Here is a 21758-nt window from a genome sequence, read left to right on the forward strand (position 1 = left end):
TAGCCCGATGGGCCGGCGGATGATTTCAGGGGTCCGATCCCCGATCGCCTGCGGCCACGCCGCGTATCCGGCCGTCAGGCCCGGGAGCCGGCCGCCGGCCGGCACCGGTTGCGCGATCCACGTTCCCGCCCGGCGCTCAGCCCTTCTTCTTTTTCTTCTCGACCTGCACGCAGTCGCCCAGCAGCGGCGGCGAGCTCTGGTCGGCGATCTCGTCACGCAGCGTCGCTTCCTTGCCCTTCGTCCACCACGTATAGCGGCCGGCCTGGTAGCGCGCGCCCGACGCCGACACGGTGTCGACGAACAGCATCTGCTTCCCGTTGACCGGCACGAGCGCGAAGCTCTGGCCGTTGCCCGCGAGCCAGTACGACACGCGCACCGGCTGCTTCTGGTTCGCGCACTGGTAGACGGTGAACTGACGCGAATCGGCGTCGATCTCTTCGACGGTCAGCTGCGCGGCATGCGCGACGGAAACGGCCGTGCCGGCGAGCGCGAGCGCGGCGAGGGTTTGGCGGATCATGCAGGTCCTCTCACGAGACGGGTGGAAACGCGCCCTCGCGGGGCGCGTGATTATTGTTGGCGATCGGGTCGGGTAGCGTGCTCAGGGATCGATGACGTCGGCACACGCGTCGGTCGGTGCGGCCGCGACATGACCGACGAGCGGCACGATCTTGAGCCCGGCCGAGGCCACCCGGCACGGTGCGGCCGCGAGCCCGCAACCCGCGAGGTTCACTGCAAGCGCCAGCGCGACGGCCAGCTTTCCGATACGCAGCCACTTCGGCGTCATCGTCCTCTCCTGATTACGTCAGCGGGCCGACACGGGCCGGACGGCCGCGGCGGCACGCTTCGCGCGTTCGCGGGCTTCGTCGACGGTCGCGCCGGTCGCCAGCGCGACGCCCATGCGCCGCTTCGCGAAACTTTCCGGCTTGCCGAACAGGCGCAAGTCGGCGCCCGGCACGGCAAGCGCGTCGCGCACGCCCTCGAACGCGATCCCGCGCTCGTCGAGCCCGCCGTAGATCACGGCCGACGCGGCCGGCGTACCGAGCGCCGGATCGACCGGCAGCCCCAGAATCGCACGCGCGTGCAGCTCGAATTCCGACTGACGCTGCGACGCGAGCGTGACGAGGCCCGTATCGTGCGGCCGCGGGCTCACCTCGGAGAACCACACGTCGTCGCCGCGCACGAACAGCTCGACGCCGAACATCCCGCGCCCGCCGAGCGCCTCGGTGACCTTGTGCGCGATCTCGCGCGACTTCTCGAGCGCCACCGCGCTCATCGGCTGCGGCTGCCACGATTCGACGTAGTCGCCCGCGACCTGCACGTGACCGACCGGCTCGCAGAAATAGGTGCGGGTGGCGTTCGTCGCCGGATCGATCGCGCGCACGGTGAGCTGCGTGATCTCGTAGTCGAAATCGACGAAGCCCTCGACGATCACGCGGCCGTGGTTCACACGCCCGCCCGCCATCGCGTAGTCCCACGCCGGCTTCACGTCGGCCTCGGTCTTCACGACCGACTGCCCCTTGCCCGACGACGACATCACGGGCTTGACGACGCACGGCATGCCGATCTTCGCGATCGCCGCGCTGAACGCCTCGAACGAATCCGCGAACGCATACGGCGAGGTCGGCAGGCCGAGCTCCTCGGCCGCGAGCCGGCGGATCCCTTCGCGATTCATCGTGAGCTGCGTCGCCCGCGCGGTCGGGATCACTTCGGCGAGGCCGGCCGCCTCGATCGCCGCGAGCGCGTCGGTCGCGATCGCCTCGATCTCCGGCACGATCAGGTGCGGGCGTTCGGCTTCGACGAGCGCGCGCAGCGCGGCGGCGTCCGTCATGTCGATCACGTGCGCGCGATGCGCGACCTGGTGGCCCGGTGCGTCCGGATAGCGGTCGACCGCGACGACTTCGACGCCGAGCCGCTGCAACGCGATGATGACTTCCTTGCCGAGTTCGCCGGCGCCGAGCAGCATGACGCGCGTGGCCGAGGGTGAGAGCGGCGTACCGAGCCGCTGACCGATCTGCATGTGATTACCCGCTTCTGGTGGAGGACGAAAACGGCTCCGATGTTAACACGCGCCACGGCGCCGGTTTTGCGCGTTTCGCCGTGCCGGCAACCGGCCGCGGGCCGCTCGCGAGCAGGCTGCGAACGTTTTCACGCGTGAAGTGTCGGCTCGCCTGCCGCGGGGCGGGTGCGTTACTCTTACGCCTTGATCAGAATCCGATGAGGAACGAGGCTCATGTCCCACCTGTCCGCCGCACGCGCACGCACCGGCCTGCTTCGTCCGTTGCGCGCGCCGCTCTGCGCGTTGACGCTTGCCACGCTTCTCGCCGCCTGCGCGATGCCGACCCACCCCGATTCCGCCGCCCCCGCACCCGACCCGTACAACCCGGCCGCCGTCCAGCTGCTCGACGACACGAGCTGGGAACTCACCAGCTGGCTGAACGCCGACGGCACGCAGCGCGCGATCCCGCACGGCGACAACGGCGAGCCGATCAAGCTCGCGCTGTCGACCGAATCGGGCATCCGGCGCGCCAGCGGGTTTTCGGGCTGCAATCGCTACATGGGCACCTACGCGATCAAGAACGGCCTGTTGAGCTTCGGGCCGCTCGCCGGCACGCGAATGGCCTGCCCGAATACGCTCGGCGGCCAGCTCGAAACCGCGTACCTCGACGCACTCGCCCACGTCGACAAGACCGGTGTGCAGATGCGCGAGCCGCAGCAATTGCAGATCGTGACCACGTCCGGCGCAACGTTGACCTTCACGCACCGGAGCCCCTGATGCACGGCGCGCGCGAAGGCCGACCGACCGCCTTCGCGTGGCGCGCCACACGCGTGTGCCAGCCACACGCGTCGCGCGGCGTGAATCGGATGCACGCCGCGTTAGAGTCTTGTTCGCCGGCCGGTTAAACTCGGCGGGTCGCGCCACGCGCGCCCCTCCCCACTCCTGTTTCAAAGCATGCACACGGTTGTCTTCGGCTGGTTCGGCATCTCCGCCGTCTGGTTCCTCCTTCTCTTCTGGCGTCTCGTGCAGGCGATGCTGCCTGGCGGTGTCGGGCTTGCCGGCCGCGGCTCGATCCGTCTGTGGCTCGGCTTCGCCGCGGTGTTCGTGGCGAGCTGCACGCTGACGAGCCCGCTGTCGGGCCCCGACACGAACGCGCTCGGCCATGCGTTCTCGGCAGGCTTCGCCCACGTGTTCGGCCCGATCGGCACGCCGGTCGCGATGGTCGTGCTGTTCTTCGCCGGGCTGCCCTGGCTGACCGGCATCGGCTGGCGGCAGTTCGCCGCGTGGGTCGATACGTCGTTCGGCGTCAAGCTGGCGCGCGACGGCGGTGACGACGAAGCGCGCGGCATCGCCGACCTGCCGCGCAGCGCATTGCATCGCGACGACGACATCGTCCAGCCGACCACCGCGCATACCGTCAATTCGATGGCGCCCCGCCAGAACGGCCGGTATTCGCGCCCGACGCTGTGGAAACCCGACCCGCAGGCGCGGCCGAAGCCGCGCAGCAGCACGCCTGCGCGCCCGCACGTGGAACCTGTTGCGCCGTCGGGCTGGTTGAAGCCGGCCGCGCCCCAGCGCAGCATGCCGACACCGCCCGCCCCGATCACGCCGGCCAGCGCGATGCCCCCGCCGACGACCGGCAGCACCGCCAGCCTCGCGCGCGCAGCAGCGAACTCGCAAGTCCCGCGCCCCGATCCGGCCCCGCTTCCTGCCGGATTCGAACCCGTCCGCCCGCGGCCGACTGGCGCGCGACCCGCCACCGCCGCGTTGAAGCCGACCCCGCCGCGTACCACGGTCACGCCGCGGCCGGCCACCGCGCAGCCGCAGCGCCCGCCGGTACGCCCTGCCGCCGCAGCAGCAGCCGGTTCGGCCGGCCTGCCGCCGGATGCGGCACGACGTCGCCCGGCGCAGCCAACGCCGGCGCGAGCGCCCCTCTATGCCTGGACGGAAAAGCCCGCCGCGCCGATCACGCCGGCGCCGAGCGTGCACGACACGCTGCGCTCGATCGAAGCCAGCACCGCGCAGTGGGCGACGCTGGGCGGTGCGCAGGACGATGCCGGGCACGCGGCGGCGGCAGCGGCAACCGTGGCCGGTGTGGCCGCGACGGCGGCCGGCGTGGCAGCGCCAGCAGCAGCGGCCGCGCCGACCGGGATCACCTCCGCGGCCCACGGCCTCGCGGCGCATGACGCCAGTGCGCCGCTCGCCTACGATCCGCCGCCGACATACGACGACAACGCACCGATCGTGCTCGACGCGTTCAATCCGGCAGCGCCCGCTGTCCATGCACCGGTTGCCGATGCGGGCGCCGTGGCAGTCGACGCCACCGCACCGCACGCGTTGTCGAATTCCGGCATCGCTGATGCCGCGTTCCCGCATCACGCCAATGACGAGATCCGGCACGCCGACGATGTCGCTGCCGCTATCGCACCGGCATCGGGAATCTCGCCCGCGCCGACGTTCGACGCGCCCATCGACCTCGCGCCGTGGGAGGACCTCGCCAGCCAACCGGTGTCCGCGTTCGACGCATCCGCCTGGAACCCGGTCGCCGAGTCATCGACCGATGTGACGGAATCGGAACCGGCCCATGCCGGTTCCGCGCAGCTCGGAAACGAGGCGGTTCACGACCTCGCCGCGAGCAACCCGGCATCCATCGATACCGACGACAAGTACACGGCGCATCCGGCGCCTGCAATCGATCGCACCACATCGGCCAGCGTGCCGCCGGGCATCGCCAATGCACACGCCGACGTGCAACCCGCCGGGAACAGCACGCCGTTCACGGCCCTCCCCTCTTCGCCGATCGCCGAAACGACGCCACGCGCAAGTGTAGAAACCAGGCCGTTTGCGGCGGCGGCACCGGTCGCATCGATTGCCGCACTGGAAGCTGCCAAGTCGGATACGGTGGAACCTGCAGCGCCGCTGGCGGCAACCGCTGAAGGCACCGCACCGGCGACAGCATGGACGTGGACGCCTGCGACGGCGCAACCGGCCCCGACGAATACGCCTGTCACCGCGGAATTGCCGAAATCGCCGGTTGCCGCTCAACCGTTTGCCGCCACGCAAAAGGCTTCGGCAAGCACTGCGTCGCCGCTCGTCGGCACCGCGTACGGTTCGACCGCGCAAGCGCCTGCATCCGCCTCAGGCATTGCGCCTGTCGCCGTTACTGCCTCGTCGGATGGTGTGACCGACACGGCATCCGGTTCGCTGGCTCAACCGGCTGCGTCGACCGTTGCAGCCGTTCCGTCGGCATCTGCGATCGGCGTAACCGGCACTGCGTCGGCTCCGCTTTCGCAGCCCGCCGCTTCGACATCGAACACTGCACCCGTCGCGCCGGCATCCCCGATCGGCGTGACCGGCGCCACGCCGGCTTCGCTTTCGCAACCAGCTGCGTCGGCAGCGAACACTGCACCCGTCGCGCCGGCATCCCCGATCAGCGTGACCGGAGCCACGTCGGCTTCGCTTTCGCAGCCGACCGCTTCGACATCGAACACTGCACCCGTCGCGTCGGCATCTCCGATCGACGTGACCGGCACTGCGTCGACCTCGCTTTCGCAACCAGCCGCGTCGGCATCGACCGTTGCGGACACGACTTACGGTTCGTTCCCCCGCGCATCAACACCCGCGTCGCCCGCATCGCCCGTTGCGCCCGCCGCGGCGCCGTCGACGGCCAGCTCGACGGCCTCGGCATCCGGTTCGAGCGCGCCGGCGATCGCTACCACGACGCCCGTGAATGTCGTGTCCGGCTCGGTCGCGGCTCCATCCGCCGCGCCTGCCCCGACACATCCGGCCACCCCATCAGCCTCGTCGACCGGTACGACATTCGGCACCTTTGCCCCCTCAGGCGCAATCGCATCGCAGTCGGTCGCAGGCCTGCCCATGCCGCCGGCCCCTGCCGCCACGACGGCAACGTCCTCCGGCGCAGTCGCACCGATTACCACCGCCGCGGCGCCCCCCGCGCAACCGATCGCCAGCTCGCCCGTCGCGCCAGCCGGCTCGCTGACGTCCTTCGGCGCAACCACTGCGGCGCTGGCTCCGTCGATCGCTTCCGCGCCTGCAGCCGTCGAAGCCACGACGTTCGCCCCCCCGGCCGCCGCGACCTCGTCGCCGGCAAGCTGGTCCGTGTCGAATGTCTCCGCGGCACCGTTAGCTACATCGCCCGTGGCACCGCCGCAACCCGCAGCAACGATCCCCGACGCGAGCCTGTCCGCACTGGCGGCAGTCACGACCGTACCGGCGCCCCCCACTGCCCCGCCGGCCGCAGCAACCACCCAGGTAACCGAACCGACCGCACCTACCGCAGCCGGCTCGCCCGCCCCCGACACCCCCGCGCGCCAGCCGCGCCCGAACGCATTCGAATTCCACGCACCCGCGTCGTTCAGCGTCGAACTGCCGACGCTCGACCTGCTCGAGCCTGCGTCCGCGTCCGGCGACATCGAAACGATCACCGAAGAACACCTCGCGCAAACCGCGCAGGTGATCGAACAGCGGCTGCAGGAATTCAAGGTGCCGGTGACGGTGGTCGGCGCGTCCGCCGGCCCCGTGATCACGCGCTTCGAGATCGAACCCGCGCTCGGCGTGCGCGGCAGCCAGATCGTCGGGCTGATGAAGGACCTGTCGCGCGGCCTCGGCCTCACGTCGATCCGCGTCGTCGAGACGATTCCCGGCAAGACCTGCATGGGCCTCGAACTGCCGAACGCGAAGCGGCAGATGATCCGCCTGTCGGAGATTCTCGAGTCGCGCCCGTACCAGCACTCGGCGTCGCAGCTGACGATCGCGATGGGCAAGGACATCACCGGCCACCCGGTCGTCACCGATCTCGCGAAAGCGCCGCACATGCTCGTCGCGGGCACGACCGGCTCGGGCAAGTCGGTCGCGATCAACGCGATGATCCTGTCGCTGCTGTACAAGGCGACACCCGAGGACGTGCGACTGATCATGATCGACCCGAAGATGCTGGAGCTGTCGGTCTACGAAGGGATCCCGCACCTGCTCGCGCCGGTCGTCACCGACATGAAGCTCGCGGCGAACGCACTGAACTGGTGCGTCGGCGAGATGGAAAAGCGCTACCGGCTGATGTCGGCCGTCGGCGTGCGCAACCTCGCGGGCTTCAACCAGAAGATCCGCGACGCGGAAGCGAAGGAAAAGAAGATCGGCAACCCGTTCTCGCTGACGCCCGAGGATCCGGAGCCGCTGTCGACGCTGCCGCTGATCGTCGTCGTGATCGACGAGCTGGCCGACCTGATGATGGTCGCCGGCAAGAAGATCGAGGAACTGATCGCCCGCCTCGCGCAGAAGGCGCGTGCGGCCGGCATCCACCTGATCCTCGCGACGCAGCGTCCGTCCGTCGACGTGATCACGGGGCTGATCAAGGCGAACATCCCGACGCGCGTCGCGTTCCAGGTGTCGTCGAAGATCGACTCGCGCACGATTCTCGACCAGATGGGTGCCGAATCGCTGCTCGGGATGGGCGACATGCTGTTCCTGCCGCCGGGCACCGGTTATCCGCAGCGCGTGCACGGCGCGTTCGTCGCGGACGAAGAAGTGCACCGGGTCGTCGAGTACCTGAAGCAGTTCGGCGAGCCGCAGTACGAGGAAGGGATCCTCGACGGCCCGACGGCCGACGGCGCGACGCAGGACCTGTTCGGCGATGCGCCGGACGCGGAAGCCGATCCGCTGTACGACGAAGCCGTCGCGTTCGTCGTGCGCACGCGGCGCGCGTCGATCTCGTCGGTGCAGCGGCAGTTGCGCATCGGCTACAACCGCGCCGCGCGCCTCGTCGAGCAGATGGAGGCGGCCGGGCTCGTGTCGCCGATGGGCATCAACGGCAGCCGCGAGGTGCTCGTGCCGGCCGCGGCCGACTGAGCGCGGCGGCCGGTCGGCCGCCGTCAGCCGATACGGGCGCGCCGGGAAACCGGCCTCCCCGACACACGAAGGGCGCTGCATCGGCAGCGCCCTTTTTCATTTACAGCACCGGCACCAGCTTGAAGTCGACCGGCTTGCCGACCGCCACCTTCTGCGGATTCGGGCCGAGCTGCCCCGTTTCGACATTGCGGCTGAACACGTAGAACGTATCGCTGTCCTGGTTGCCGACGATCAGCCACTTGCCGGTCGGATCGATCAGGAACTCGCGCGGCGTCTTGCCGAGGCTCGACTGGCGGCCGACGTGCTTCAGCCGGCCGTCGGCCTGGTTCACCGCGTAGATCACCAGGTCGTTCGCGTCGCCGCGGTTGCTCACGTACAGGAAGCGGCCGTCCGGCGACAGGTGGATCGCACCGCCGCCGACCTTGCCCTTGAAGCCCGGCGCGGTCATCGACACGGTCTCGACCGGCGTCAGCTTGCCGTCGTGATAGCCGAACACCTCGACCGACGCGTTGAGCTCGCTCGTCACGTATGCATACCGGCCGTCGGCGCCGAACACCATGTGGCGCGGGCCCGAGCCCGCCTTCACCGGCGTGTAGCGCGTGTCCGTCGGGCTGATCAGCCCGCGGCTGCCGTCCACCGTGTAGCGGTAGCCGTAGATCTTGTCCGCGCCGAGATCCTGTACGAACAGATAACGGCCGTCCGGCGAAAACACCGTCGAATGCACGTGCGCGCCGTCCTGGCGGCCCTTCACGGGCCCCGTGCCTTCATGGTGCACGGTCAGCGCGGCCTGGCCGACCGCGCCGTCGTCGCGCAGCGGAAACACCGCGAAGCTGCCGCCGGGATCCTTCGCGACCGAGTAGTTGGCGGTCACGAGGTACTTGCCGTCGGGCGACAGCGCGAGATAGCAAGGATCGTTCCCTTCCGACGACACGCGGTCGATGAAACTCAGCGCGCCCGTCTTCGCGTCGAAGCGGAATGCGCTGATGCTGCCGCGCGTGGTCGCCGGCCCGTCGTCGCCGGGCAGTTCGTTGACCGCGTAAACGGTGCGACCGTCGCGGCTCGGCAACAGGTACGACGGATTCACGGTCTTCGCCGACGACACGGGTGCGACGCTGCCGGTTTTCGTATCGAAGCGGTAAACATAGATGCCGTCGCTGCCGCCCGCCGTATAGGTGCCGACGAGCAGGTTGTAGACGCCGTCGGCCGGGGCGGGCGATTGCTGCGCGAATGCGTGGGTCGCGGAAAGGGAGAGCACGATCGCGAAACCTTTCATCCAGTGAGCGAGCCTAAGCGGGAACCCTCGTGTCGAAGCGCGTGCGTCACGCTCGCGTAAACGGTTGGGCATTGAATCCTCCTTGCGTCGAGTCGCTTCAAGTGTTGAGATAGGACGAAACGCCGGCCGTTCATGCGCTCCGCCGCCCGGCCGAGTATACGGGGCGCGGTGCCGGCGCGTGAAGCCTTGGCCGCCGCCGTCCGCATTGTGAACTCGAATACCCAAGGATCGCCTGCCCATGCCTGCCCTGATCGAAGACTACGCCCTCGTCGGCGACGGCCACACTGCCGCGCTGATCGCTAAAGACGGCTCCGTCGACTGGCTGTGCTGGCCCCGCTTCGATTCGGGCGCCTGCTTCGCGGCGCTTCTCGGCACCCCCGAGCACGGCCGCTGGCTGCTCGCGCCGGCCGCCGACGCCGCGATCACGCACACGACGCGCCGCTATCGCGGCGACACGCTGATTCTCGAAACCGACTACGAAAGCGCCGACGGCGCCGTCACCGTGGTCGACTTCATGCCGCCCGGCAACGGCTGGTCCGAACTGGTGCGGATCGTCGTCGGCCGCCACGGCACGATGAAGATGCGCATGGAGCTCGTGTTGCGCTTCGACTACGGCTTCTCGATCCCGTGGGTCACGCAACTGACCCGCGAGGACGGCATGAAGGCGATCGCGGGCCCCGACACCGTCGTGCTGCGCACGCCGGTGCCGCTCACCGGCAAGAATCTCCACACGCTCGCGGAATTCACGGTGAGCGCCGACGAGCGCGTGCCGTTCTCGCTCAGCTATGCGGCGTCGCACCTGCGGCTGCCACCCGCGCGCGATCCGCTGTCGATGCTCGCGCGCACCGAGAACTACTGGCTCGAATGGTCGGGCCGCTGCCAGGTACAGGGCCGCTACGCGGCCGCCGTGCGCCGCTCGCTGATCACGCTGAAGGCGCTCGCGTACGAGCCGACCGGCGGCATCGTCGCGGCGCCGACCACGTCGCTGCCCGAGAAGATCGGCGGCAACCGCAACTGGGACTACCGCTACTGCTGGCTGCGCGACGCGACGATCACGCTGCTCGCGCTGATGCGCGGCGGCTACTACGACGAGGCGCGCGCATGGCGCACGTGGCTCGGCCGCGTGATGGCCGGCTCGCCAGAGCAGATCCAGATCATGTACGGGATCGCCGGCGAACGCCGGCTGCCGGAAATGGAGCTCGACTGGCTGCCCGGCTACCAGGACTCGAAGCCGGTGCGCATCGGCAACGGCGCCGCGAATCAGCTCCAGCTCGACGTGTTCGGCGAGGTGATGGCCGCGCTGCACCTCGCCCGGGTGGGCGGCCTGCAGGCCGACGACACGGTCTGGTCCGTGCAGTGCGCGCTGCTCGACCATCTCGAGAAGATCTGGCAGGAGCCCGACGAAGGCATCTGGGAAACGCGCGGCGGCCGCCGCCATTTCACGTTCTCGAAGGTGATGGCGTGGGTCGCGTTCGACCGCGCGATCAAGTCGGCGGAGATGTTCCGGCTGCCCGGCTCGCTCGACCGCTGGCGTGCGCTGCGCGACCAGATCCATGCCGACGTGTGCGCCAACGCGTGGCACGAAAGCAAACGGGCGTTTGCGCAGAGCTACGGCAGCGACGAGCTCGACGCCAGCGTGCTGCTGATGCCGCTGCTCGGCTTCCTGCCGCCGGAAGATCCGCGCATCGTCGGCACGGTCGAGGCGATCGAGCGGGAATTGCTGCACGACGGCCTCGTGATGCGCTACCGCACGACCGAGTACGACGACGGCCTGCCGCCCGGCGAAGGCACGTTTCTCGCATGCAGCTTCTGGCTGGTCGACAACTATGCGCTGCTGGGCCGGATCGACGACGCGCACCGCCTGTTCAGCCGGCTGCTTGCGCTGTCGAACGACCTCGGGCTGCTCGCGGAGGAGTACGACCCGGTGGCCGGGCGGCTCGTCGGCAACTTCCCGCAGGCGTTCTCGCACGTGGCGCTCGTGCATACCGCGATGAACCTGATGCACCACGAGGACGCAATGGCGCGCGCGGCCGGCCAGCCCGCGCCGGCGGTGGCGACGGGTCGCTGAACGGGGGCGCGAGCGGCTTGGTCAGATAACGTCAAATCGCAAAACTTTGATGAAAAATCGGGGAAATGTTGCATTGCACCACCCATCGTTGTCCGATATGATCGACGCGATTGTCCGGCTGCAATGCAACATGGCCGGTCGCTGACCCACACGGCACGCCGCGACGCCCCACGCCGCCCTTGCGCTCCGTCCCCCACGCGGGAGTAGTCTGCATGCTTTACCAACTGCACGAATTCCAGCGCGCCATGCTGAGCCCGCTGACGGCCTGGGCCCAGGCCGCGTCCAAATCGTTCGCCAATCCGTCCAGCCCGTTCTCGCTGATGCCGGGCGCGACGCGGATGGCCGCCGCGTACGAGTTGATGTACCGGCTCGGCAAGGATTACGAGAAGCCCGAATTCAACATTCATCAGATCGTCAAGGACGGCCACAACATCCCGATCGTCGAGCAGACGATCGTCGAGAAGCCGTTCTGCCGGCTGCTGCGCTTCAAGCGCTATTCGGACGACGCCGACGCCGTCACGCAACTGAAGGACGAACCGGTCGTGCTGGTCTGCGCGCCGCTGTCGGGCCACCACTCGACACTGCTGCGCGACACCGTGCGCACGCTGCTGCAGGATCACAAGGTCTACATCACCGACTGGATCGACGCACGGATGGTGCCGATCGAGACCGGCCCGTTCCACCTGCACGACTACATCGCGTACATCCAGGAGTTCATCCGTCATATCGGCGCGCGCAACCTGCACGTGATCTCGGTGTGCCAGCCGACGGTGCCGGTGCTCGCGGCGATCTCGCTGATGGCGAGCCGCGGCGAGGACACGCCGCTCACGATGACGATGATGGGCGGCCCGATCGATGCGCGCCGCAGCCCGACGTCGGTGAATTCGCTCGCCACGCAGCACTCGACCGCATGGTTCGAGAACAACGTGATCCACACGGTGCCGGCGAACTATCCGGGCGAAGGCCGCCAGGTGTATCCGGGCTTCCTGCAGCACACGGGCTTCGTCGCAATGAACCCGGAGCGGCACGCGCAATCGCACTGGGATTTCTACCAGAGCCTGCTGCGCGGCGACGAGGACGACGCCGAAGCGCACCGCCGCTTCTATGACGAATACAACGCGGTGCTCGACATGGCCGCCGAGTATTACCTCGAGACGATCCGCGTCGTGTTCCAGGAATTCCGCCTGGCCGAAGGCACGTGGGATGTCGAAGGCGAGCGCGTGCGTCCGCAGGACATCCGGCACACCGCGCTGATGACGATCGAGGGCGAACTCGACGACATCTCGGGCAGCGGCCAGACGCACGTCGCGCACGAGCTGTGCACGGGCATCCCGCAGGACCAGCGCCGCAGCCTGACCGCCGAGAAGTGCGGTCACTACGGGATTTTCTCGGGCCGTCGCTGGCGCACGATCATCTATCCGCAGCTGCGCGATTTCATCCGCGAGCATGCACCGGAGCCGAAGCACGGTGCGACGAAGGATGTCCCGGAAACGCCGGCCGCCAAGACGCTCGCCGCCGTGCCGGCCGCCGACGCACCGGCCGAAACGACGCGCGCCACCACGGCGAAGCGCACGCGCGCGAAGGCGCCGGCGAAGGCCGCCGCCCCCGCCAAGGCCGCACCGGCCGCGAAACGCGCCGCCGCCGTCAGCCCGCGCGCAAAAGCCGTGCGCACGCGCAAGGCCGCCTGACGCATCGCGTCCCGACGAAAAAACGCCGCCGTTGCCTGCGCACGGCGGCGTTTTTACATCGGGCAGCCACTTCAGCGCCGCAGCAGATAGGCGAGCAGCACTTCGGTGTTCATCCTGACCATCTCCGCGCGCTCGTCGGCGTCGGTGAAGTCGCGGCCGAGCGTCGCGGCGAGCGTGAAGCGGTTCGACACGATGTAGTAGCCGAGCCCCGACAGCGTCACGTAGAAGCGCAGCGGATCGACGTCGGTGCGGAACAGCCCGGCCTTCTGGCCGCGCGTCAGCACGTTGCCGAGCTTCGCGACGATCGGCGACATCATCTCGCGGATCCGCGTCGACTTGTGCAGGTAGCGCGCTTCGTGCAGGTTCTCGTTGTTGATGAGCCTGAGCAGTTCCGGATGGTCGCGGTAGTAGTCCCAAACGAAATGCGCGAGCCGCGTGACGGCTTCGACCGGCGCGACGCCGTCGAGATCGAGCTCGCGCTCGGCCTCGGTCAGCGCGGAGAACGCGTGTTCGAGCACCGCCGTGAACAGCTGTTCCTTGCTGCCGAAATAGTAGTAGAGCATGCGCTCGTTGGTTTCGGCCCTGCGCGCGATCTGGTCGACGCGCGCGCCGAACAGCCCTCCACTCGCGAACTCTTCGGCTGCCGCCATCAGGATGCGGCGGCGCGTACCTTCAGGATCTCTTTTGATTTTTGGCTGATTCATGGTGGCGTTTTGCTATGTGAGCCGCTTGATCCGGACCGGCACCCCCACCGCCTTGGCGCCGGCCGCCCTGGAACGGGCGCGCCGCGGGCGGCCGCCCTCCTGCTGAGCCCCTGCAAAAAAGCGGTTCGATTATGCGCACAGACGGCGTCCAGCGCAATGCGGGAAATCGGCGATAATCGAGCTTTGGCAAACCTTTCCGGCCGCGCCCGACGCGGCCGAGAGCCATTCGGCGCCGCTGCGCCCGTTGTCACCGTGACCGATTCCAAAACACTCGCAGATCGCATCGAAGATCTGCTTCCCCAGACGCAATGCACGAAGTGCGGCTATAACGGCTGCCGTCCGTACGCCGAGGCGATCGCCGCCGGCGAGGCGAACTACAACCAGTGCCCGCCCGGCGGCGCCGAGGGCATCGCGCGCCTGTCGAGCCTGCTCGGCAAACCGGTGATTCCGCTGAACCCCGTCAACGGCACCGAGCATCCTCGCGCGGTCGCCTTCATCGACGAAAGCCTGTGCATCGGCTGCACGCTGTGCATGCAGGCGTGCCCGGTCGACGCGATCGTCGGCGCGCCGAAGCAGATGCACACGATCATCGAGTCGCAGTGCACCGGTTGCGATCTGTGCGTGCCGCCCTGCCCGGTCGACTGTATCGCGATGCTGCCGGTGACCGGCGAACGCACCGGCTGGGACGCGTGGTCGCAGGAGCAGGCCGACGCCGCACGCGAGCACCACGACCTGCGGCTCGCGCGCCAGCGCCGCGAACGCGAGGCCGCCGAAGCGCGCGCGGCCGCACGCCGCGCGGCGAGTGCCGCAAAACCGGCTGCGGGACAAGCGGAAACGCCGTCCGCCGCGCCGGCCGCCGCACCCGCGGACGACGCCGAAGCGAAGAAGCGCGCGATCATCGCCGCCGCGCTCGAACGGGCGCGCAAGAAGAAGGAAGAGCTGTCCGGGCAAGACGCCGGGCCGAAGAACACCGAAGGCGTGAGCGCGGCCGTCCAGGCGCAGATCGACGCGGCCGAGGCGCGCCGCAAGCGGCTCGCCGAACAGCAGGCCCAACGCGACGCCGAGGCGGCCGCCGCGAGCGGCAACGACGAAAAGAACGACGCAGGCAACGACGGCCCGGATGGCCCGTCCGCACCGCCCGACCCGAACGCTCCATGAACGCCAGCAAACGACGCGCGATCTACGAAACGCTGCAGGACCTCAATCCGCATCCGACCACCGAGCTCGAATACTCGACGCCGTTCGAGCTGCTGATCGCCGTGATGCTGTCCGCGCAGGCGACCGACGTATCGGTCAACAAGGCGATGCGGAAGATGTTTCCGGTCGCGAACACCCCGCGACAAATCGTCGCACTCGGCGAAGAAGGCGTCACCGAGTACATCAAGACGATCGGCCTGTACCGGACCAAGGCGAAGAACGTGGTCGCGACGTGCCGGATCCTGCTGGACCGCTACGACGGCGAGGTGCCGGCCGATCGCGAAGCGCTCGAAGGGCTGCCGGGCGTCGGCCGCAAGACCGCGAACGTCGTGCTGAACACCGCGTTCGGCCAGCCGACGATCGCGGTCGACACGCATATCTTCCGCGTCGCGAACCGCACCGGCCTCGCGCCGGGCAAGGACGTGCGCGCCGTCGAGGCCGCGCTCGAGAAGTTCACGCCGAAGGAATTCCTGCAGGACGCGCATCACTGGCTGATCCTGCACGGGCGCTACGTGTGCAAGGCCCGCAAGCCCGAGTGCTGGCATTGCGCGATCGAGCCGCTGTGCGAATTCCGGCCGAAGACGCCGCCGCCGAACGAGTGATACGCCACCGAGATTGACATGCCGCAGGCCGCCCGGCGCCAGACAGCCAGGCGCACGATGCACGCCGCGTCGGCCGTTGGCCGGCCGGCATACCGCAGCCGCCACCACGATAGCGCGTCGCCACCCGCGCTGCCGCCCCGCTTCCCCCCTCCCCCCTTCCCGACTTACGCGTTGGACGTCGCCGTCGCGTCGTCTGCCGCCGCACCGCCCGCGCGCACCAGCGCCAGCACGGCAGCCAGAATCGCGACGCCACCCGCCCACTGCAGCGGCGACAGCGCTTCGCCGAACAGCAGCGCCGCAAGCGCGACCGTCACGACCGGTTCGAGCGTCGACAGCATCGACGTGCGCGCGGCCCCGAGCCGTTCGAGCCCGGCAAAGAACGCGAGCATCGCCGCCACCGTCGACACGAGCGCGATCGCGAGCATCGACGCCCAGCCGCCGGCCGTCGCGGGCCAGCGCGGCGGCGCGCCGAACGCGGCGCTCCGCACGACGGCGATCGCCACGAGCGTCGCGGTGGCCGACAGGCAGATGATCGCGGTGGTCGCGAGCGGATCGACGCCGCGCGTCGCCTTCGTGCCGCCGACGATGTACAGCGAATAGATCACCGCGGCGGCCAGCGCGAGCGCGATCCCGAGCGGCTCGCCATGCCCGCCGCCGACCATCAGCGCCGAACCCGCGACGCACAGCACGAGCGCGACGGCCTTCGCGCGCGTGAGGCGCTCGCCGAGCCACCACGCGGCCAGCAGCGTGACGAACGCCGGATACAGGTACAGCAGCAGCGCGACGAGGCTCGCCTGTGCGTGCTGCAGCGCGCTGAAATAGCAGAACGACTGCCCGACATAGCCGAGCGCGCCCATCGCCACGAGCGGCGCGAGCGCGCGCCCGCGCGGCCACGCGACACGGCGATGCCGTGCGATCGCGGCGAGCACCGCGCCGCCGATCGCGAAGCGCACGATCAGCAGCCCGAGCACGTCGACGCCGGCCGCATACGCGTAGCGGCCGAAGATCGCCATCGCGCCGAATGCGGCGGCGGACAGCGCGACGTAGAGCGTGCCCTGCAGGGCGGCGGACGACGGGCGGGCGGTAGCGGTCATGATGGAACGAGGACGATCGGCGTGGCGCCGGAAATCGTCGGAGTGTAACGGCGCGGCGGCGGCGAGCCTAGCCCGCGCTTACCCGTTCCCCGGCGCCGGCTCAGGGTGCCGGCAACCCGCCGGCGCCGCGCGGCTACGCACCTGCTCGCCCGGCGGGCCGCCGCGCAACCCGCTCCCGCCCGCCGCCAGCGCCGTCCGCCGACCCGGCGTACAATGCGCGACGCGGCACCACGCCGTCCGAATCACGACGTTTCCCCACCATGTTCAATCCAAGCCGCGACGAAGTGCGTCGCTTTTTCACCGAGACCTGGCGCAAGCAGCGCGCCGGCGAGATCCTGACGCCGCTGGAAGCGATGGCAGCCGACTGGATCGTCGAGCATCCCGAATACCACGACGAACTCGCCGATGCCGATGGCGCGAACGCGCGCGAGTACACGCCCGAGGAAGGCCGCACGAACCCGTTCCTGCACCTGTCGATGCATCTCGCGATCAGCGAGCAGCTGTCGATCGACCAGCCGCCCGGCATCCGCGCTGCACACGACAAGCTCGCGGCCAAGCTCGACTCGACCCACGACGCGCAGCACGTGATCATGGAATGCCTCGGCGAGACGATCTGGGAAGCCCAGCGCACGAGCACGCCGCCCGATACCGACGCTTACCTGCAGCGCATCTTGCGTCGCGCCTCGCGCGACTGAGCGCCGCGGCGCCGGCCCACGCGCGCGGCGCGCGGACAAAAAAATACCCCGCCGAGGCGGGGTATTTTTGCTGCGCGAGCCCGTCGGGCCCGTCGCGCTTACTTCTTGAACACGAGATCGGTTTCTTTCAGCGACTCGATGTAGGCCGCGATGTCCTTCATGTCGCTGACCGACAGGCTCTGCACCTGCGCCTGCATGATCGCGTTGTTGCGACCGAGCAGCGGATTCGTGAGGCCCATCTGGTACTGGCGCATCGCCCACACGAGGTAGTCGGCGTGCTGGCCGGCGAGGCGCGGATATTCGGCGTTGATCGGCTTGTTCATCTGCGCGCCGTGGCAGGCGGCGCAGTTGTGCGATTCGACCAGTTCCTTGCCCTTCGTGGTGTCCGCCGCGTGCGCGGTACCGATCGCGAGGCCGGCCGCCAGTGCAACCGCCGCCGTCTTGAATGCGTTGTTCATGAATGCTCCTGTCCCGCCGGTCAGATCGGCGGCGCGCGCTTTACTTGTAGGGATTGTCCTTCGTGTCGGCCTTCTGGACGGCGTAGTACGCCGCCAGATCCGCGATGTCCTGGTCCGTCAGCGAACCGGCGATCGCATTCATCGACGGGAAGTGACGATCCTTCTTGCGATAGGCCTTCAGCGCGTTCTCGAGGTATTGCTGGTTCTGGCCGCCGAGGACAGGCACCCGGTAGACCTCCGGGTACGCCGCGCGGTAGTCCTGGATGCCGTGGCAACCGATGCACATGGCGGCCTTGCTCGCCCCGTCCTTCGGGTTGCCGACCACACCGGCCGCCTGCGCGCTGCCCGCGAGCGCCACGAGCGCTGCGACAACGACGTGTTTGCCGACGAATTTGTTCATAGCTCTTGTAACCTAGCTTGAGGGGAAACTGGCGCCGAAGCGGCAACGGCCCGCGCCGTTATGCTTATCAGGTCGCCACGCAGGCCAAAAAAAACGGCCAGATTGTACCGCGTCGGCGGGGAACGCGTCCACAAGGCACCCCGGTTCGCCCCGCCACAGCCCCGCAACGATACGCGGGCGTGGCCCAACCGGACAGCCCTTCTGACTTATACTGGGTTTTTTTCCCCGATTGAGAAGAGCGCCGCCATGCGTTTCGAAGGGTCCTCGCACTACGTCGCCACCGACGATCTGAAGCTCGCGGTCAATGCCGCGCTGACGCTGCAACGCCCGCTGCTGATCAAGGGCGAGCCCGGCACCGGCAAGACCATGCTCGCCGAGGAAGTGGCCGCCGCGCTCGACATGCCGCTGCTGCAGTGGCACATCAAGTCGACCACGAAGGCGCAGCAGGGCCTGTACGAATACGACGCCGTATCGCGGCTGCGCGATTCGCAGCTCGGCGACGCGCGCGTGAAGGACATCTCGAACTACATCGTCAAGGGCGTGCTGTGGCAGGCGTTCGATGCCGAGCATCCGAGCGTGCTGCTGATCGACGAGATCGACAAGGCCGACATCGAATTCCCGAACGACCTGCTGCGCGAGCTCGACCGGATGGAGTTCCACGTGTACGAAACACGGGAAACGGTCCGCGCGAAGCACCGCCCGCTCGTCATCATCACGTCGAACAACGAGAAGGAGCTGCCCGACGCGTTCCTGCGCCGCTGCTTCTTCCACTACATCCAGTTTCCCGACCCGGCGACGATGCAGAAGATCGTCGCGGTCCATTTCCCGGACATCCGCGAGGAGCTGCTGCGCGCGGCGCTCGAGAGTTTCTTCGAATTGCGCGGCGTGTCGGGCCTGAAGAAGAAGCCGTCGACGTCCGAGCTGCTCGACTGGCTGAAGCTGCTGCTCGCCGAGAACATCCCGGCCGACCAGTTGCGCGGCGTGGATGCGAAGCAGATCGTGCCGCCGCTCGCGGGCGCGCTGCTGAAGAACGAGCAGGACCTGAGCCTGCTCGAACGGCTCGTCTACATGAACCGGCACAACCGGTAATCCTCTCTCACCCGCGAAGGCCCGGCCATGCTGCTCAATTTCTTCTACGCGCTGCGCGCAGCCAAGCTGCCCGTCTCGGTGAAGGAATACCTGACGCTGCTCGAATCGCTGAAGGCCGGCCTGATCTCGCCGTCGATCGACGCGTTCTACTTCCTCGCGCGGATGACGCTCGTCAAGGACGAGCAGTACTTCGACAAGTTCGACCAGGCGTTCGGCGCGTATTTCCACGGCGTGTCCGCGCTGCCGTCCGAAGCATTCGACATTCCGCTCGACTGGCTCGAGAAGCGCCTCGAGCGCGAGCTGTCGCCGGAGGAGAAGGCGCAGATCGAGGCGATGGGCGGGCTCGACAAGCTGATGGAGCGCCTGAAGGCACTGCTCGACGAGCAGAAGGAGCGCCACGAAGGCGGCAACAAGTGGATCGGCACCGGCGGCACGTCGCCGTTCGGGCACGGCGGCTACAACCCGGAAGGCGTGCGCATCGGCGGCCCGTCGAACGGCAACCGCACCGCGGTGAAGGTGTGGGAAGCACGCGCGTATCGCGACTACGACGATTCCGTCGAGATCGGCACGCGCAACATCAAGGTCGCGCTGCGGCGGCTGCGCCGCTTCGCGCGCGAAGGCGCCGCCGAGGAGCTCGACCTGCCCGGCACGATCCGCAGCACCGCCGCGAACGCGGGCTGGCTCGACCTGCGGATGGTGCCCGAGCGCCACAACAACGTGAAGGTGCTGATGCTGCTCGACGTCGGCGGCTCGATGGATGATCACATCAAGCGCACCGAAGAGCTGTTCTCCGCCGCGAAGGCCGAATTCAAGCACCTGGAATTCTTCTACTTCCACAACTGCGTGTACGACCACCTGTGGAAGAACAACCGCCGCCGCCACTCGGAACGCACCGCGACGTGGGACGTGCTGCACAAGTTCACGCCCGACTACAAGCTGATCTTCGTCGGCGATGCAACGATGAGCCCGTACGAAGTGCTGCAGCCCGGCGGCTCGGTCGAGTACAACAACCCGGAAGCCGGCGCCGTATGGCTGCGCCGCCTCGCCGACCAGTTCCCCCATCATGCATGGCTGAACCCCGAGCCCGAACGGCTATGGGAATACCGGCAGTCGGTCGCGGTGATCCGCGACCTGCTCGGCCATCGCATGTATCCGCTCACGCTCGCGGGCCTCGAAACCGCGATGCGCGCACTCAGCAAGTAACGCCCCCACCCAGACACGAAGGCCGCGTCCGAGCGGCCTCCCCCGGAGATAGCATGAACCCCTCGCCCACCGCGAGCGCCAGCCGCGCCGGCGGCCGCCGCTTTTTCGCCGATACGTCCGTCTCGGCCCTCGTCGCCGGCTTCGTCGCGATGATGACGGGCTATACGAGCTCGCTCGTGCTGATGTTTCAGGCCGGCCGCGCCGCCCACCTCACCGATGCGCAGATCTCGTCGTGGATCTGGGCGCTGTCGATCGGCATGGCGTTGACGACGATCGGCCTGTCGCTGCGCTTTCGTGCGCCCGTCGTCGTCGCGTGGTCGACGCCCGGCGCCGCGCTGCTGATCGCGTCGCTGCCCGGCGTGCCCTACCCCGAGGCGATCGGCGCATTCGTCGTCTGCGCGGTGCTGCTGACGGCCGTCGGCGTGAGCGGGCTGTTCGACACGCTGATGCGCAAGATTCCGGCCGGCATCGCAGCCGCGCTGCTCGCGGGCATCCTGTTCGAGATCGGCATCGAGATCTTCCGTGCCGCGCAGTTCCAGACGGCGCTCGTGCTCGCGATGTTCTTCACCTACCTGATCATCAAGCGGCTCGCGCCGCGCTACGCGATCGTCACGACGCTGATCGTCGGCACGGCAGTCGCCGGTGGTCTCGGCCTGCTCGACTTCAGCAGCTTTCACATCGCGTTCGCGAAGCCCGTGTTCACGATGCCCGCGTTCTCGATCGCGTCGATCGTCAGCATCGGCATCCCGCTGTTCGTCGTCGCGATGGCGTCGCAGAACGTGCCGGGCATCGCGGTGCTGCGCGCGGACGGTTATCAGGCTCCGTCGTCGCCGCTGATCGCGACGACCGGCCTCGCGTCGCTGCTGCTCGCGCCGTTCGGCTCGCACGGCGTCAACCTCGCGGCGATCACGGCCGCGATCTGCACCGGCCCGGAAGCGCACGAGGATCACGCGAAACGCTACACGGCCGCCGTGTGGTGCGGCACGTTCTACCTGGTCGCGGGAATCTTCGGCGCGACGATCGCCGCGCTGTTCGCGGCGCTGCCGAAGGCGCTCGTCGTGTCGGTCGCCGCGCTCGCGCTGTTCGGCTCGATCATGAGCGGACTCGCGAACGCGATGCAGGACGTGAAGCAGCGCGAAGCCGCGCTCGTCACGTTCATGGTCACCGCGTCGGGCCTCACGCTGCTGTCGATCGGCTCGGCATTCTGGGGGCTCGTCGCGGGCGTCGTCACGCAGGTGATCCTGAACGCGCGCCGCCCCGCGTGACGCTGCACGGCGCCCGCCGCCGCGGCCATCGGACACGCCAGAACGTGCCCGACACGAATCGGGCCTAGAATAGGGGATCGGAGGCGGTGCCCGGCGCCGCCTCGCTTCGCCGCCGCGTTCGCGCGGCCCGTGAGAACCCGGCGCCTTGCGCCCTTCTTCCGAAT

18 protein-coding genes are annotated in these 21758 nt (G+C 68.7%); 10 read left to right on the forward strand and 8 right to left on the reverse strand.

Annotated features, from left to right (window positions below):
* Positions 1 to 136 precede the first annotated feature (136 nt).
* The 3 genes from CFB45_RS13295 to purT form a co-directional block, all read right to left on the reverse strand.
* The gene (locus tag CFB45_RS13295) at positions 137 to 517 is read right to left on the reverse strand and encodes an MliC family protein (RefSeq protein WP_011352779.1); all 381 of its coding nucleotides are present in this window, start codon (positions 515 to 517) and stop codon (positions 137 to 139) included.
* An 81-nt stretch (positions 518 to 598) separates the two neighbouring features.
* Positions 599 to 784, reverse strand: coding sequence for a DUF6726 family protein (locus CFB45_RS13300; RefSeq protein WP_089426022.1), 186 nt, complete (start codon positions 782 to 784; stop codon positions 599 to 601).
* An 18-nt stretch (positions 785 to 802) separates the two neighbouring features.
* Positions 803 to 2017 carry a formate-dependent phosphoribosylglycinamide formyltransferase gene (gene purT, locus CFB45_RS13305; protein WP_089426023.1) on the reverse strand — a complete coding sequence of 405 codons (1215 nt, stop codon included), beginning with the start codon at positions 2015 to 2017 and terminating at the stop codon, positions 803 to 805.
* Positions 2018 to 2230: 213 nt separating this feature from the next.
* Between purT and CFB45_RS13310 the strand changes: the two genes are divergently transcribed.
* A complete protein-coding gene (locus CFB45_RS13310) occupies positions 2231 to 2773 on the forward strand; it encodes an META domain-containing protein (RefSeq protein ID WP_089426024.1) in 543 nt (180 codons plus the stop codon).
* 177 nt (positions 2774 to 2950) lie between these two features.
* Positions 2951 to 7858 carry a DNA translocase FtsK gene (locus CFB45_RS13315; RefSeq protein WP_089426025.1) on the forward strand — a complete coding sequence of 1636 codons (4908 nt, stop codon included), beginning with the start codon at positions 2951 to 2953 and terminating at the stop codon, positions 7856 to 7858.
* 100 nt (positions 7859 to 7958) lie between these two features.
* Here CFB45_RS13315 and CFB45_RS13320 read toward each other — a convergent pair whose 3' ends face one another.
* On the reverse strand, positions 7959 to 9203 hold the full coding sequence (locus CFB45_RS13320; protein ID WP_089426026.1) for a lactonase family protein: 1245 nt from the start codon (positions 9201 to 9203) through the stop codon (positions 7959 to 7961).
* Positions 9204 to 9369: 166 nt separating this feature from the next.
* On the opposite strand from CFB45_RS13320, the gene CFB45_RS13330 reads away from it, so the two are divergent.
* On the forward strand, positions 9370 to 11199 hold the full coding sequence (locus CFB45_RS13330; protein ID WP_089426027.1) for a glycoside hydrolase family 15 protein: 1830 nt from the start codon (positions 9370 to 9372) through the stop codon (positions 11197 to 11199).
* 212 nt (positions 11200 to 11411) lie between these two features.
* Complete coding sequence (locus tag CFB45_RS13340; RefSeq protein WP_089426029.1) at positions 11412 to 12887, forward strand: polyhydroxyalkanoate depolymerase; 1476 nt, start codon at positions 11412 to 11414, stop codon at positions 12885 to 12887.
* Positions 12888 to 12958: 71 nt separating this feature from the next.
* Here CFB45_RS13340 and CFB45_RS13345 read toward each other — a convergent pair whose 3' ends face one another.
* On the reverse strand, positions 12959 to 13591 hold the full coding sequence (locus tag CFB45_RS13345) for a TetR family transcriptional regulator (protein ID WP_039370405.1): 633 nt from the start codon (positions 13589 to 13591) through the stop codon (positions 12959 to 12961).
* A 156-nt stretch (positions 13592 to 13747) separates the two neighbouring features.
* On the opposite strand from CFB45_RS13345, the gene rsxB reads away from it, so the two are divergent.
* Together rsxB and nth are read left to right on the forward strand one after the other, a co-directional pair.
* The gene (rsxB, locus tag CFB45_RS13350) at positions 13748 to 14749 is read left to right on the forward strand and encodes an electron transport complex subunit RsxB (protein WP_089426030.1); all 1002 of its coding nucleotides are present in this window, start codon (positions 13748 to 13750) and stop codon (positions 14747 to 14749) included.
* On the forward strand, positions 14746 to 15390 hold the full coding sequence (gene nth / locus CFB45_RS13355; protein WP_089426031.1) for an endonuclease III: 645 nt from the start codon (positions 14746 to 14748) through the stop codon (positions 15388 to 15390). The genes rsxB and nth overlap by 4 nt, the downstream gene beginning before the upstream one ends.
* 164 nt (positions 15391 to 15554) lie before the next feature.
* Here nth and CFB45_RS13360 read toward each other — a convergent pair whose 3' ends face one another.
* Complete coding sequence (locus CFB45_RS13360) at positions 15555 to 16484, reverse strand: DMT family transporter (RefSeq protein WP_089426032.1); 930 nt, start codon at positions 16482 to 16484, stop codon at positions 15555 to 15557.
* A gap of 260 nt (positions 16485 to 16744) precedes the next feature.
* On the opposite strand from CFB45_RS13360, the gene CFB45_RS13365 reads away from it, so the two are divergent.
* Complete coding sequence (locus tag CFB45_RS13365; protein WP_089426033.1) at positions 16745 to 17179, forward strand: DUF1841 family protein; 435 nt, start codon at positions 16745 to 16747, stop codon at positions 17177 to 17179.
* Positions 17180 to 17277: 98 nt separating this feature from the next.
* On the opposite strand, the gene CFB45_RS13370 is transcribed toward CFB45_RS13365, so the two are convergent.
* Entirely contained in the window at positions 17278 to 17637 is a 360-nt protein-coding gene (locus CFB45_RS13370) for a c-type cytochrome (RefSeq protein ID WP_011352792.1), read from the reverse strand.
* A 40-nt stretch (positions 17638 to 17677) separates the two neighbouring features.
* Positions 17678 to 18037 (reverse strand): c-type cytochrome, encoded by a 360-nt coding sequence (locus CFB45_RS13375; protein ID WP_011352793.1) that lies wholly within the window; start codon positions 18035 to 18037, stop codon positions 17678 to 17680.
* Between the two features lie 246 nt (positions 18038 to 18283).
* Between CFB45_RS13375 and CFB45_RS13380 the strand changes: the two genes are divergently transcribed.
* Genes CFB45_RS13380 through CFB45_RS13390 form a run of 3 tightly spaced genes read left to right on the forward strand, consistent with a single transcriptional unit; the run spans position 18284 to position 21594 of the window.
* The gene (locus CFB45_RS13380) at positions 18284 to 19126 is read left to right on the forward strand and encodes an AAA family ATPase (RefSeq protein WP_089426034.1); all 843 of its coding nucleotides are present in this window, start codon (positions 18284 to 18286) and stop codon (positions 19124 to 19126) included.
* Between the two features lie 27 nt (positions 19127 to 19153).
* A complete protein-coding gene (locus tag CFB45_RS13385; RefSeq protein WP_034190734.1) occupies positions 19154 to 20329 on the forward strand; it encodes a vWA domain-containing protein in 1176 nt (391 codons plus the stop codon).
* 53 nt (positions 20330 to 20382) lie between these two features.
* Complete coding sequence (locus CFB45_RS13390; RefSeq protein ID WP_089426035.1) at positions 20383 to 21594, forward strand: benzoate/H(+) symporter BenE family transporter; 1212 nt, start codon at positions 20383 to 20385, stop codon at positions 21592 to 21594.
* Positions 21595 to 21758: the final 164 nt, after the last annotated feature.

The organism is Burkholderia sp. HI2500, from assembly GCF_002223055.1.
Taxonomy (GTDB): Bacteria; Pseudomonadota; Gammaproteobacteria; order Burkholderiales; family Burkholderiaceae; genus Burkholderia.

Excerpts from the sequence above, each read along its gene's own strand:
- CFB45_RS13295 (WP_011352779.1), bottom strand. The coding sequence starts at position 517 with ATGATCCGCCAAACCCTCGCCGCGCTCGCGCTCGCCGGCACGGCCGTT.
- CFB45_RS13300 (WP_089426022.1), bottom strand. The coding sequence starts at position 784 with ATGACGCCGAAGTGGCTGCGTATCGGAAAGCTGGCCGTCGCGCTGGCG.
- purT (WP_089426023.1), bottom strand. The coding sequence starts at position 2,017 with ATGCAGATCGGTCAGCGGCTCGGTACGCCGCTCTCACCCTCGGCCACG.
- CFB45_RS13310 (WP_089426024.1), top strand. The coding sequence starts at position 2,231 with ATGTCCCACCTGTCCGCCGCACGCGCACGCACCGGCCTGCTTCGTCCG.
- CFB45_RS13315 (WP_089426025.1), top strand. The coding sequence starts at position 2,951 with ATGCACACGGTTGTCTTCGGCTGGTTCGGCATCTCCGCCGTCTGGTTC.
- CFB45_RS13320 (WP_089426026.1), bottom strand. The coding sequence starts at position 9,203 with ATGCCCAACCGTTTACGCGAGCGTGACGCACGCGCTTCGACACGAGGG.
- CFB45_RS13330 (WP_089426027.1), top strand. The coding sequence starts at position 9,370 with ATGCCTGCCCTGATCGAAGACTACGCCCTCGTCGGCGACGGCCACACT.
- CFB45_RS13340 (WP_089426029.1), top strand. The coding sequence starts at position 11,412 with ATGCTTTACCAACTGCACGAATTCCAGCGCGCCATGCTGAGCCCGCTG.
- CFB45_RS13345 (WP_039370405.1), bottom strand. The coding sequence starts at position 13,591 with ATGAATCAGCCAAAAATCAAAAGAGATCCTGAAGGTACGCGCCGCCGC.
- rsxB (WP_089426030.1), top strand. The coding sequence starts at position 13,748 with ATGCGGGAAATCGGCGATAATCGAGCTTTGGCAAACCTTTCCGGCCGC.
- nth (WP_089426031.1), top strand. The coding sequence starts at position 14,746 with ATGAACGCCAGCAAACGACGCGCGATCTACGAAACGCTGCAGGACCTC.
- CFB45_RS13360 (WP_089426032.1), bottom strand. The coding sequence starts at position 16,484 with ATGACCGCTACCGCCCGCCCGTCGTCCGCCGCCCTGCAGGGCACGCTC.
- CFB45_RS13365 (WP_089426033.1), top strand. The coding sequence starts at position 16,745 with ATGTTCAATCCAAGCCGCGACGAAGTGCGTCGCTTTTTCACCGAGACC.
- CFB45_RS13370 (WP_011352792.1), bottom strand. The coding sequence starts at position 17,637 with ATGAACAACGCATTCAAGACGGCGGCGGTTGCACTGGCGGCCGGCCTC.
- CFB45_RS13375 (WP_011352793.1), bottom strand. The coding sequence starts at position 18,037 with ATGAACAAATTCGTCGGCAAACACGTCGTTGTCGCAGCGCTCGTGGCG.
- CFB45_RS13380 (WP_089426034.1), top strand. The coding sequence starts at position 18,284 with ATGCGTTTCGAAGGGTCCTCGCACTACGTCGCCACCGACGATCTGAAG.
- CFB45_RS13385 (WP_034190734.1), top strand. The coding sequence starts at position 19,154 with ATGCTGCTCAATTTCTTCTACGCGCTGCGCGCAGCCAAGCTGCCCGTC.
- CFB45_RS13390 (WP_089426035.1), top strand. The coding sequence starts at position 20,383 with ATGAACCCCTCGCCCACCGCGAGCGCCAGCCGCGCCGGCGGCCGCCGC.